This is a genomic window from Ruegeria sp. HKCCA5929, assembly GCF_013034525.1.
Lineage (GTDB): Bacteria > Pseudomonadota > Alphaproteobacteria > Rhodobacterales > Rhodobacteraceae > Ruegeria.
The window spans coordinates 530717-543216 of the sequence record NZ_WQGE01000002.1 but is presented as its reverse complement, the minus strand read 5'-3'; the positions used below and the strand labels follow the sequence as shown (position 1 = coordinate 543216).

The following is a 12500-nucleotide window of genomic DNA, read 5'->3' as shown; positions in this document are numbered from 1 at the left end:
TTGGACATTTTCCGAGCGGACCTTTAGCGCAGAGCCGTTCTTAGCAGGCTCTTCATGGTACAAACAACTTATCCCAGCCCGATACGCGCGCACCGCACTGCTGACATGATTGTCCATGTGGTTGGGTTGTCCCTGATCCTTTTGGCTGGCAGCCTGCTGATCGTGAACGCCTATCAGCGTCTGGATGCTGCGCTGCTTCTTGCGGTCATCGTTTATGTTCTCTGTGCGCTTGCGTCGAACCTTGCGTCCTGCGCCTATCATTTCGCGCCTTGGCATGATCGCCGTAAGCTGTTGCGCCGTATCGACCACGCCGCGATTTATCCCAGTATCTGCGGGACATTCACGCCTTTCTTCGTTCAGGCTGGAACGACATGGACCATGACCTTGCTTTTGGTATGCTGGGGGCTGACCATCGCGGCCGTCTGGAACAAGATCGCGAATGAGACGGTCAAATCACGATGGTCGACAGCATCATACCTTGGTTTGGGGGGCATCGGTTTGGGCGCAATCCCAGACATGACAACCGTTCCCACAGCCACCCTTTGGTGCATTGCGGGCGGTGCAGTCAGCTATGTTGTTGGAACGATGTTTTACGCTCAAAAGACACTGCCGTTTCGTTATGCGATTTGGCATATCTGGGTGAACCTGGGTGGGGTTCTGATGTTCGTCGGAATCTGGCTGGCGCTGTTTTCTTAATATACGGCAGGGTCGGGGCGCGGGCGCCCCAATCCATTTTGTGAAAAAGTCTCGATCCTAGGTTAGAGCAACCCTTCGGCGCGCAACAATTCCTGCATGTTTGCTTCCGGGCGTGGGCCGATATGGCTGATGACTTCTCGGGCACAGACATTGCCGATCTTTGCGCAAGTCTCATAATCCCGACCTGTGGCCATGCCAAACAGGAAGCCTGCAGCGAACTGATCACCCGCACCTGTTGCGTCCACGGGCACAATCTTTTCAACCGGCACGTCAATGCGGCTGTCACTATTCAGAACTGTCACACCGTCGCCTGACCGGGTGCAGACAACCAACGGACAGATGGCGGCGGTTTTGGCCAGCGCTTCCTCCAGATCGTCGGTTTCGAACAGCGATTTGATCTCGGCCTCATTGCCGATCACGAAATCCAGTTCGTTTTCGATCAGCAAGAGGAAATCGACGCGGTGACGTTCCACGCAGAACGGGTCGGAAATGGCAATACCGGCCTTTCCGCCGCCCTTGTGACAGGCGCGCGCGGCTTCAAGAAACGCGGCTTTGCCCTTTTCCTTGTCGAACAGATAACCTTCGAGGAACATGATCTGGCTGTTTCCTGCAACGTCATCCGAGACGTCCTGCGAGGACAGCTCGGATGAAATCCCGAGATAGGTGTTCATCGACCGCTCACCATCGGGCGAGACGAAGATCATCGAACGCGAGGTTGGCAGCTCTCCGCCCGGAACCGGCGGGTTCACGAAGTCAACGCCGTCTTCGTTCATCGCATCCGCATAGAACCGCCCCAGCGCGTCGTCATGCACGCGCCCGATAAAGGCAGCGTCCAGTCCAAGGGCACCCGCACCTGCAATCGTGTTGGCGACTGAACCGCCAGGCGTCTGCACGCGGCCTTCCATCGAGGCATAGAGAACTTCACCGCGCTCCTGCTCGATCAGCTGCATGATGCCTTTCTCGATGCCCATCAGTTCCAGGAAACTGTCGTCGGCTTGGGAAATCACGTCTACGACGGCATTTCCGATGCCGGTCAGTTGGTAAGTTTTCATTGGGTTTTGTCCTCGAATCGACAGAGATCACGGATGATGCAGGTCGGGCATTGCGGCTTGCGTGCCTTGCAATGGTACCGGCCATGCAGGATCAGCCAGTGATGTGCATGAAGCTGGAAATCAGCAGGTATGTTGTCTTCTATGGCGCGTTCGACTGCGTCCACGTCCTTACCGGGGCAAATGCCGGTTCGGTTGCCGACGCGAAAGATATGCGTATCAACCGCCTGAGCAGGTTGCCGCCACCACATGTTCAGAACCACGTTGGCTGTCTTGCGCCCGACACCCGGCAGCGATTGCAACGCAGCACGGGAATTGGGAACCTCGCCGCCGTAATCTTCGACCAGAATCCGGCTAAGCTTGATGACGTTTTTCGCTTTCTGACGGAACAGGCCGATGGTCTTGATATGTTCGATCAGACCCTCTTCGCCCAGGTCCAGCATCTTTTGTGGTGTGTCGGCGATCTTGAACAATTCGCGCGTGGCTTTGTTGACGCCCGCATCGGTCGCCTGCGCCGACAGCGCGACGGCCACGACCAGGGTATAGACGTTCACATGCTCAAGCTCGCCCTTGGGTTCGGGGTCGGCCTCCTGAAAGCGCGTAAAGATCTCGCGGATCGTATGATAGTCGAGTTGTTTTGCCATCCGGGCCTTAATGCCGTGGGATTGTGCGGGCTGCAATTGAAAACACGCTTTATGTAGTCATGCGCGAAGCTCGTTTAGCTTGGTTGCAAGCTTTACAGCTTCAAACTCTGCAGGGGTCTCGTCACCCATTGGGCAAAAGCTGGCCACCAAAAGCCCGGAAGGGGTGTCTGGAAACTGCGCGATCAAATTTGCCGAAAACGGGCCGCATCCAGTGTGCCCGATAACGCGGCCCACGGGTTGGGCCGCACCGATCATCAGACCAAGCCCATAGCCGGTTTCGCTCCAAACCCGTCCCGGAATAGCCGGGCCTTGCATGGAAGGGCTGAGCATCTGATCTTTACTTGCAGCAGATAACAGATCGCCGTTCAGGACGGCGGGTAACAGGCGCAAGGCGTCGGTTGCAGTGCCCATAAGGCAGCCGTGGTAGACCCAGTCCGGGTGATAACCATGCGCGTTCCAATACAGTTGTTCGAAATCATCCCGTGTCCGAGCAACACGCGCGGTCAGACCCAGTGGCTGGCAAATGCGAGCTTGCATGATTTCGGCCAGACTGGCGTTGTGCACCTCTTCCAGAAATTGGCGTAAAAGCAGATAGCCCACATTTGAATATACCCAGTTCGTTCCGGGCGGGTAGGCGAGGTTGCGAAAATCTGCTTCTGCCAACAACTGCTCGACAGACCAGGGATCTGCACCTTGCGCGACGGCATCTCCATAGCCCGGTAGCGCCCCATAATCTCTCAGCCCGGCGCGGTGCTGCATCAATTGGCGCAGCGAAAACGGATGCTCTCGGAACGGTGCATCAAGATCGCATTGCTGGCGTTCCCACGCCTGCATGACAAGAACTGCGATTGCAGTTTTGGTGAAGCTCCACCAGGGAAACAGGGATTCACCGCACTCGTCCAGAAGAACGCGGCCTGTTTGGTCCATGGCGGCGGAGAGGGTCATGTTCGGCCCGGAATTGATTGGATGTGGTTCGACCCTAAGTCAGATCAATTCTCAAAGAAATACGGTTGCGCAAGTTTCGGGTCGCTCACCAATAGGCAGACGACGTATAGTCTGGGAAATAGTGCAAGAGGTAAGCGACATGAATGTCCAGACCCCGGAAAGCGGATACCACTACAACGTCATGCGCCGCGCAATCGACCTGATCGATCAGGGTGGCGAGGGCCTGAGCCTCGATGAGCTGGCCCGTCAGATGGATATGAGCCCCGCCCATTTTCAACGCTTGTTCTCGCGCTGGACCGGAGTATCGCCGAAACGGTATCAACAATACCTCACGCTGGGCCACGCAAAGGCCCTGCTGCGCGAGCGGTTCACCACATTGGAAACCGCGCATAACGTTGGCCTGTCCGGCAGCGGCCGCCTGCACGATCTGTTCCTGAAGTGGGAATCCATGAGCCCCGGCGAATACGCTCGGAAAGGCGCAGGATTGACGATCTATTGGGGCTGGTTCGAATGCCCCTTTGGCCCTGCGCTGGTCATGGGCACAGACAAGGGCATCTGCGGCATGGCATTCGGGGCAGAGACCGGGGAAGAGGCCGCGATGGAAGACATGATCTCGCGCTGGCCCAAAGCGGATTTCGTTGAGGATCCGATGCGTTTGCGTCCTTGGGTGCTGAGTGCCTTTGGGGCTGCCAGCGACCGGTTGGAACCAACGCCGCTTTACCTGATCGGATCGCCTTTGCAGATCAAAGTGTGGGAAGCGTTGATGCATATCCCTTCTGGGCAGGTCACAACCTATTCCGAGATTGCGCAGCGCGTAGGCTCACCACAAGCTGTGCGTGCGGTGGGAACGGCTGTTGGGCGTAACCCGGTCAGTTGGTTGATCCCTTGTCACCGCGCGCTGCGTAAATCAGGTGGGTTAGGTGGTTATCACTGGGGTCTGCCGGTGAAGCGCGCCATGCTGGCCTATGAAGCAGCGCAGGCAGACGCCTGATTGACAGATGACCCGACCGCTGCCAAAAGGCACCGCAGGTTCGGGTCCCCTGCCGTTCGCGGCCTTTGGCTTTGGTGAAACCCGGTTTGAAAGACATCTGTTGCCCTTTTTCCGGCGCGCGGATGGTAATGCGAACCCCGTCCAGACTTCGCGCCCGTTCAAGGACACGAGGCACATGATGACACGACTCCAAACCGTTGCTCCGGTTGAAGAGCTGAAAGAGCAGGCAAAACGCCTGCGGGAAAAACTGAAAGCGACGGGCGTATCCCTGTCGCATAGCGCCACACTGGAACTGCTGGCCCATCAGCACGGCGTACGAGACTGGAACACATTGCATGCAATGGCCGGAAATCGGATGCACCTGCGTGTAGGTGACCGGGTTGAGGGACGATACCTGGGTCAGGCATACACGGGGGAAATTCGCGGCATAACTATGCTGGGCGATGGCGCGCGCCGTCGTGTTACCCTGCATTTCGATACGCCCGTCGATGTGGTGCGGTTCGATAGCTTTTCCGCCTATCGACAGCGCGTCACCGGAGAGATTGGCTGGGATGGTCAATCCCTACGGCACACATCTAACGGAGAGCCTCAGCTTGTGGTGCGGCCTGTTTGAAACACTAAGGGCGGGGCACCTGTATTGCCCCGCCCAAATTGATTGACTCATTGGACAACTTATTCAGCCGCCCATCCGCCGACCGCTTTGATTTCAAGGAAGTCTTCCAAACCGAAAACACCACCTTCGCGCCCGTTGCCGGATTGCTTCATACCCCCGAACGGAGAGCCTGCGCTGCGTGATTGGCCGTTCATCTCGACCATGCCCGACCGCAAGACACGTGCCATACGATTGGCCCGCGCGCCGTCTTGCGTCTGAACATAGTTGGTCAGGCCATACGGCGTGTCGTTAGCGATCTCGATAGCTTCTTCTTCGGTGTCGAAGGGGATCATGGTCAGAACCGGACCGAAGATTTCTTCGCGTGCGATGGTCATCTGATTGTTGGCGTCGGCAAAGACTGTAGGGCGGACATAATAGCCTTTGTTCAGCCCCTCTGGCCGTCCGGTGCCACCAGCGACCAAACGGGCACCTTCGTCGATGCCTTTCTGAATCAGGTCCTGAATCTTGGTCCACTGGACCTCATTCACCACCGGGCCAATGTGGCGGCCTTCTTCGATGGCAGGGCCGACCTTGACCATGTTGGCCACTTCAGTCGCCGTTTCCACCGCCTTGTCGTAAATCGGGCGCTGCACCAGCATCCGGCTGGGTGCATTACAGCTTTGGCCCGTGTTTTGCATCATGTGCAGCACGCCGCGTTTGACGGCCTTGTCATCTGCATCCTCAAAGATCACATTCGCGCCTTTTCCGCCCAATTCCAGATGTACTTTCTTGAGCGTCTCTGCAGCGTTCTTCGAAATCGCGGTACCGGCGCGGGTCGAGCCGGTAAAGCTGACCATATCCACATCTGGATGGCCGGAAAGTTGCGAGCCAACGCCCACCCCGTCACCGTTAACCAGATTGAACACGCCGGGCGGAAAGCGTGCCTCATCCATCATCTCGGCAAAGATCATCGCGTTCAGCGGGCTTTGTTCTGATGGTTTCAGCACCATGGTACAGCCCGCAATTGCCGCCGCACCGACCTTGAGCGTGACCTGATTCATCGGCCAGTTCCACGGCGTGATTAGGGCGGCGACGCCGACCGCCTCATAGATGATGCGATCATTGGGGGCGTGGTCGCCCAAAGGGCGTTCGAACTCAAACGCCTTGGCGGCGCGGATGAAGTTTTTCAGGTGGTAGATACCCGCCCCGGCCTGCGCCGAACGGGCCAGATCAATCGGTGCACCCATCTCAAGTGACATGGCTTGCGCCAGATCCTCGGAACGCGTCGCGTAAAGTTCGATTAGTTTTTCCACCAGCGCAATGCGGGTTTCCACCGGAGTCGCCATCCAACCGGGCAGCGCGGCTTTGGCCGCTGCAACAGCCGCATTTGTGTCGGCTTCATCACCCAGTGAAATCACAGCACAGGGTTCCTCGGTCGAAGGGTCGATCACTTGAAAATCATTGGGCGACGAAGGAGAGACCCACTGACCGTTGATGTAAAAATCCCGCTTTTCGATCATCGTGAATCCTCCTGATGGATCGGCACTAACCCAGTTGTCAGGGCATACTCTGGCAGCCATACCAAGATCGAGCAATAGCGAATTTGATCAAATTATTTTCCTTTAACGCGGTCGAATTCCGTATCCCTGAGCGCAGGGGATGGTTTAACCTGCGCGCAAAGTGATTAGGTTCCACGCAACCGACTCAGGTTTTTAACAGGAAAGGAGATGCCCCATGGGTTTGCGCATCAACGATACCGTCCCCAATTTTACAGCAGAAACGGATCAGGGCACCGTTCAGTTTCACGACTGGATCGGCGACAGCTGGGCTATTTTGTTCTCGCACCCAAAGGATTTCACCCCTGTTTGCACCACCGAGTTTTCGGCTGTTGCGCAGCTGAATGACGAATGGGCCGCGCGCAACACCAAAGTGATCGGCGTATCGGTCGATGGGGTCGAGGACCACAAGAAGTGGAAGAAGGACATCGAAGAATACGGTAAGGCCAACCCCGGTTTCCCGATCATCGCCGATGACGGTTTGGCCGTGTCCAAAGCCTTCGACATGTTGCCCGCAGAAGCCTATCTGCCCGACGGCCGCACTCCGGCTGACAGCGCCACTGTGCGTTCGGTTTTTATCATCGGCCCGGACAAGCAACTGAAACTGTCGATGACCTATCCAATGACCGTGGGTCGGAATTTTGCCGAGATCCTGCGCGCTCTGGACGGGCTGCAGATGTCGGCTAAGGGCGTTGCAACCCCGGCTAACTGGGTGCCGGGCGAAGATGTGATCATTCCGCCTGCAGTGTCGAACGATGAAGCAAAAGAGAAGTTCGGCGAGTTTGAAACGATCTTCCCTTATCTGCGCAAAACCAAGGCGCCGTCCTAAATCGGTTGCCGGTTCAGGGGGGCTGTCTGCCCCCCATCGCGCCTTTCGGCACGATTCCCCCCGAAGGTATTTTCGGCCAGATGAAGCAGGCGGTTGTTGCGGGCAGGGCGATCCACGGTACATCCGACGTGAGTTGTGTTGCTTGAATGCCCCCGCACCTGAGGTGCGAGGGCAAGAAGGCGGCAGAAAACCGGAGAGAAACCTGACGCCCAAAGCGATCAGAACTTGTAGCGCAGCCCGAAATTGACGCTGAATGTATCCAGATCGTCTTCAACTGTGCCCGTCAACGCGCCGTTCGGGGCCAGCCGCTCCGACGATACGTCAAAGGCGCGGGCATAGCGGGCGTCTACGGTAAAGGCGGTCGACGGGTTGATGTCATATGCCACGCCTGCGATCACCTGAGCCGCAAGAGCGGTGTCGCTGTCATCCAGTGCCACACCGGGGCCGTAAGCGAAATCCAGATCCGAGTAGGTGGCACCCAGACCAAACCCTGCAAACGGGGTCAGCGCACCGGCTTGTTTGAAGTCGAACAAGATGTTGGCAAAGAGCGAGGTTTGCGAAACGTCGCCAGAGATGTTGCCTTCTGGTGCTGGTCCGTTGCCGGTAAAGTTCACACCATCCACGTCGCTGTCGCGATAGGAAAGCTCCAGTTCGATTCGTGTTCCGATCGTGTCATTGGACCACTGCGGGATCTCTTTACCAATGGCCACGCCCAGGCCGAAACCTGCATCAAAGTCTGTATCGACCGATTGTGTTGCGCCCCCGATTGTGCCCGAAAAGTCGCTGTCTTGCAGTTGGCTGTAGCCGATAAAGCCCTGAACATAGGTGCCGTCACCCAGGCTTTGTGCGGTTGCTGCGGTTGTGCCCAGCATCAGGGCGGCGGAGGTCAGGATGAAACGACTAACCATGATCATGTCCTTTGTTCCAAAACGTTTCCCTGCTTAGATCATGTGTCTGGTGGTGCATGGAAAGGGTTCCGGCGGTCACATTGGGTCACTCTAATTTGGCGCCATGTGATAGAATAAATCGCTTGTTCGAGTTGTTGTCGCTGAATGGCAGGCCGTCGATTTCTGATCTTCGTAGGGACGTGCTAGTATGGCTCAAGGGGGCTGTTCCACAGGCGAAGGCCATCGGGATTTCACTGTACTTTGCAGGAGAGAACCATGGCGTTTACAGATTGGTATGTTGAAGGAGAAAGCTTCGGAAACTGCAATTGCGGTTATGCCTGCCCTTGCCAATTCGAAGAACTACCCACCCACGGAAACTGCCGGGGCTTCGAAGTGCTAGAGATTGGCACAGGGTATTTCGGTGACACTGATCTGGGTGGTGCCAAGGCCGCGCTGATCTATGCCTGGCCGGGGCCTATTTTCGAGGGCGGCGGAGAAATGCAGGTTGTCATTGATCCTGCTGCGACCCCAGCACAGCGCGCGGCGCTGGAAAAGGTCTTTCACGGTGAGGAAACGGAGGAGATGGCGACGCATTGGTACGTGTTCCGTGCCATGTGCGAAAAGGTGCACGACACGCTCTACCTGCCGATTGATTTCGAAATGAACATGGAAGAGCGGACCGCCCGTGTGTCCATCGGCGATGTGCTGAGCTCGACAGGTCGCCCCATTGAAGCCCCTCATGGCGGGGGACCGCATCGCGTACGAATCGATATTCCTGGCGGTATCGAGTTCTCAATGGCCGAGATCGGCAGCGCTACAACGCGCGCAGACGCGGCGATCAAGCTGGATTTGAACGACAGCTATGGCCAATGGCACGTTTTGAAACACGGGCCGGGTGGTGTTGCCCACTAAACCGAGTTAGGCGGCCTTCTTAAGCGCATTTGGGTAAACCCACCAATTTGGAACCTTCAGGTCTGATTTCAGCATTCCGGCTTCGAAAGGTTTAAGGACCGGTAGCACCGTTGGTCCGTAACCAGTCGCGCCGTGGGACAGGTCCGGGAACAGGTCGAACAACTTGCGCAGGGTGGCAGGTGCCATTGCACTGAGGGTCGTGTCGCCGGGATAAAAGGATTCGGACCAGATTCCTTCGACATTCACCAGCTCATGCTGATCTAAAAGGATGTGAACATATTCGACCCCCTGCTCAGGCGGGTCCTGCACAATGCTTTGCCCATTTATCAACGCCTTCGCCGGGGCCAACATCACGGTCTCGCCATGCATTAGTTCCATCATCGCTGAGGTTACAGCGACCCGATGTTGCGGCGACACCAGCAGGTCGCGGGTGGGACTGTTCGGACCGAAGCAGCCTGCCTTGACGCGCACTGGGCACAGATGCGGAGAAGAGCGCAGCTCTTGCTTATTCAGATGCCGTCGACCGATCCAGCGCACGGGCCGGATATGCCCACCTGTGGTCAGGACAGGATCCCCCGGTACCAGTTCTTCCACCTGGCGATGCCCGGTAGGGGTCAGGATCAGCGAGCCCGTGGTGAAGCACACGAAAGACGGCAGGCTCTGATACGGGGTAGAAGATGCGGTGCCGCCAAAGCTGGTGTCTTCGATGGTGTCATTCAGCGCAGCTTGCCCCGAAGTGACGATGATATAGCGCGGGTTGCTGAACTGGATCAGGGTGAAACTGACAGGCGCGCCGTTGATCGTTCCGGTATACGTCTCGAACGTACTGAAATTCTGAGACGAGGCGGTAAAGCCCGGCAGCCCGGACAGGTCCAATTGGGTGCTGTCGGGGTCTGGGTCATCTAAGATCGCGTCGTTGTCCGTTACTTCAACAGAATACGCGGCCGTGATATCGACGTCGCGTGTGCTGAACGGGTCTGCACTGATTTCATAGACTGTAATCGTGGCCACGGTCGCACAACATCCCTGAGAGCAACTAAGTCACCCTTAAGGTTGTGCTAATACGTTTAAGAAACGTTAATGGTTGATTTACCTAGACCAGATTACGGGGGGCGTGGTCGGAGCCACACCTTAACAAAAAAAGGCCCCGGACAGCGCCGGGGCCTTTCGAGCCTGAAGATAGGTACAGATTACTCTGCGTCTTCTTTCTTTTCTTTCTTCTCGGGAACGATCTCTTCGCCGGTTTCCTGATCGACGACTTTCATCGACAGGCGGACCTTGCCGCGATCGTCAAAGCCTAGCAGCTTGACCTTCACTTCCTGACCTTCCTTCAGAACGTCTGACGGATGGTTCAGGCGGCGATTTTCGATCTGGGACACGTGGACCAGACCATCGCGCTTGCCAAAGAAGTTCACGAAGGCGCCGAAGTCGACGATCTTGACCACTTTACCGGTGTAGATCTGACCTTCTTCCGGCTCGGCCACGATAGAGTAGATCATGTCATAAGCCTTCTGGATCGATTCACCATCGGGCGAGGCGATCTTGATCACACCGTCGTCGTTGATGTCGACCTTGGCACCCGAAACCTCAACGATCTCACGGATGACCTTACCGCCCGAGCCGATCACTTCGCGGATCTTGTCGGTCGGGATGTTCATGGTCTCGATGCGCGGGGCGTGGACCGAGAATTCGTTGGTCTCGGACAGGGCTTTGCCCATCTCGCCCAGAATGTGCATCCGACCTTCTTTGGCCTGTGCCAGAGCGGTTTCCATGATCTGCGGCGTGATACCTGCGACCTTGATGTCCATCTGCAGCGAGGTGATGCCGTTCTCGGTACCTGCCACTTTGAAGTCCATGTCGCCCAGGTGGTCTTCGTCACCCAGGATATCGGTCAGAACAGCGTAATCGCCATCATCTTCCAGGATCAGACCCATTGCCACACCGGCAACCGGTGCTTTCAGCGGAACACCTGCGTCCATCATCGACAGCGAACCGCCGCAGACAGAGGCCATCGAGGACGAGCCGTTCGATTCAGTGATTTCCGATACCACGCGCACGGTGTAGGGGAAGTCGGTCGGCGCAGGCAGAACCGCCTGCAGCGCGCGCCATGCCAGTTTGCCGTGACCGATCTCACGACGGCCGGGCGAACCCACGCGGCCCACTTCACCCACCGAATACGGAGGGAAGTTGTAGTGCAGCAGGAAGTTCGATTTGAAGTTGCCATGCAGCGCGTCGATGAACTGCTCATCGTCGCCGGTGCCCAGCGTGGTCACGGCCAGCGCCTGTGTTTCACCACGGGTGAACAGGGCGGAACCATGGGTGCGCGGCAGCAGCGAGGTTTCGGCTTCGATGGCGCGTACATCGGTGGTCGAACGACCGTCGATGCGCTTGCCGCCCTTGACGACGTCGCCGCGCAGAATACCGGCTTCCAGCTTTTTCATCGCCGATCCAAGATTGGCGTCTTCCAGCTGTTCCTCGGTCAGCGCTTCTTTGATCGCTTCGCGGGCAGCGGCAACGGCGGCGGTGCGCTCTTGCTTGTCGGTGATCGCGAAGGCGGCGCGCATCTGCTCTTCACCGGCTGCGGCAACAGCGGCGTAAAGCTCCGAGTAATCGGGGGCGACGAACTCAAACGGCTCTTTCGCGGTTTCTTCGGCCAGCGAGATGATCAGGTCGATGACCGGCTGGATTTGCTCATGCGCAAAGGTCACGGCACCCAGCATTTCGGCTTCGGACAGTTCGTAAGCTTCCGATTCCACCATCATCACGGCGTCTTTGGTACCGGCCACAACCAGATCCAGACGCTGTTCGGGGTTCAGGCGCAGGTCCTGCATATCGTCTACGGTCGGGTTCAGGACGTATTCGCCATCCACGAAACCAACACGGGCACCAGCGATCGGGCCCATGAACGGCGCGCCGGAAATGGTCAGGGCAGCCGAAGCAGCGATCATTGCAACGATGTCGGGATCGTTGACCAGATCGTGGGACAGCACGGTGCACATCACCAGAACTTCGTTTTTGAAGCCGTCAACGAACAGCGGGCGGATCGGACGGTCGATCAGACGCGCGGTCAGGGTCTCTTTCTCGGTCGGGCGCGCCTCGCGCTTGAAAAAGCCACCCGGAACCTTACCGGCGGCATAGTATTTTTCTTGGTAGTGTACGGTCAGCGGGAAAAAGTCCTGACCGGGCTTTTGCTGCTTGGCAAAGGTTACGTTGGCCATGACACTGGTTTCGCCCAGCGTGGCAATCACAGTGCCGTCCGCCTGACGGGCAACCTTGCCGGTTTCCAGTGTCAGCGTCTCTTCGCCCCACTGAATCGATTTCTTCGTTACATCAAACATATGCGTATCCTAGAACGGAGCACTCCCGCCCCTGCGGGTCTCCGGTTTGCATGGCGGCCCC

Annotated in this window: 12 protein-coding genes; 5 read left to right on the top strand and 7 right to left on the bottom strand. The window is 57.3% G+C overall.

Annotated elements, in window-relative coordinates; genetic code table 11:
• Positions 1-54 precede the first annotated feature (54 nt).
• Complete coding sequence (locus tag GOV90_RS07440; RefSeq protein ID WP_171093227.1) at positions 55-696, top strand: hemolysin III family protein; 642 nt, start codon at positions 55-57, stop codon at positions 694-696.
• A 62-nt stretch (positions 697-758) separates the two neighbouring features.
• On the opposite strand, the gene GOV90_RS07435 is transcribed toward GOV90_RS07440, so the two are convergent.
• Genes GOV90_RS07435 through GOV90_RS07425 form a run of 3 tightly spaced genes read right to left on the bottom strand, consistent with a single transcriptional unit; the run spans position 759 to position 3334 of the window.
• Positions 759-1748 (bottom strand): adenosine kinase, encoded by a 990-nt coding sequence (locus tag GOV90_RS07435; protein WP_171093229.1) that lies wholly within the window; start codon positions 1746-1748, stop codon positions 759-761.
• Positions 1745-2389, bottom strand: a complete 645-nt coding sequence (gene nth / locus GOV90_RS07430) for an endonuclease III (protein WP_171093231.1) — start codon at positions 2387-2389, stop codon at positions 1745-1747. Before nth ends, GOV90_RS07435 begins: the two co-directional genes overlap by 4 nt.
• A 57-nt stretch (positions 2390-2446) precedes the next feature.
• Positions 2447-3334, bottom strand: a complete 888-nt coding sequence (locus GOV90_RS07425; RefSeq protein ID WP_171093233.1) for a serine hydrolase — start codon at positions 3332-3334, stop codon at positions 2447-2449.
• Positions 3335-3473: 139 nt separating this feature from the next.
• Here GOV90_RS07425 and GOV90_RS07420 point away from each other — a divergent pair, with 139 nt between their 5' ends.
• Positions 3474-4325, top strand: coding sequence for a bifunctional helix-turn-helix domain-containing protein/methylated-DNA--[protein]-cysteine S-methyltransferase (locus GOV90_RS07420; protein ID WP_171093235.1), 852 nt, complete (start codon positions 3474-3476; stop codon positions 4323-4325).
• Between the two features lie 7 nt (positions 4326-4332).
• Positions 4333-4938: a glyoxalase superfamily protein gene (locus GOV90_RS07415; RefSeq protein WP_371732496.1), complete on the top strand. Its 606-nt coding sequence runs from the start codon at positions 4333-4335 to the stop codon at positions 4936-4938.
• A gap of 59 nt (positions 4939-4997) precedes the next feature.
• Here the strand turns inward: GOV90_RS07415 and GOV90_RS07410 are convergent, their stop codons facing one another.
• Positions 4998-6437, bottom strand: coding sequence for an aldehyde dehydrogenase family protein (locus tag GOV90_RS07410; RefSeq protein WP_171093237.1), 1440 nt, complete (start codon positions 6435-6437; stop codon positions 4998-5000).
• 214 nt (positions 6438-6651) lie between these two features.
• Here GOV90_RS07410 and GOV90_RS07405 point away from each other — a divergent pair, with 214 nt between their 5' ends.
• Positions 6652-7302, top strand: a complete 651-nt coding sequence (locus tag GOV90_RS07405; RefSeq protein WP_171093240.1) for a peroxiredoxin — start codon at positions 6652-6654, stop codon at positions 7300-7302.
• Between the two features lie 218 nt (positions 7303-7520).
• Here the strand turns inward: GOV90_RS07405 and GOV90_RS07400 are convergent, their stop codons facing one another.
• Complete coding sequence (locus GOV90_RS07400) at positions 7521-8210, bottom strand: outer membrane protein (RefSeq protein WP_171105790.1); 690 nt, start codon at positions 8208-8210, stop codon at positions 7521-7523.
• Between the two features lie 255 nt (positions 8211-8465).
• On the opposite strand from GOV90_RS07400, the gene GOV90_RS07395 reads away from it, so the two are divergent.
• Positions 8466-9101, top strand: coding sequence for a DUF1326 domain-containing protein (locus tag GOV90_RS07395; protein WP_171093244.1), 636 nt, complete (start codon positions 8466-8468; stop codon positions 9099-9101).
• 6 nt (positions 9102-9107) lie between these two features.
• On the opposite strand, the gene GOV90_RS07390 is transcribed toward GOV90_RS07395, so the two are convergent.
• The gene (locus GOV90_RS07390) at positions 9108-10112 is read right to left on the bottom strand and encodes a Hint domain-containing protein (RefSeq protein WP_171093246.1); all 1005 of its coding nucleotides are present in this window, start codon (positions 10110-10112) and stop codon (positions 9108-9110) included.
• A gap of 179 nt (positions 10113-10291) precedes the next feature.
• The gene (pnp, locus tag GOV90_RS07385) at positions 10292-12439 is read right to left on the bottom strand and encodes a polyribonucleotide nucleotidyltransferase (RefSeq protein WP_171093248.1); all 2148 of its coding nucleotides are present in this window, start codon (positions 12437-12439) and stop codon (positions 10292-10294) included.
• Positions 12440-12500 lie beyond the last annotated feature (61 nt).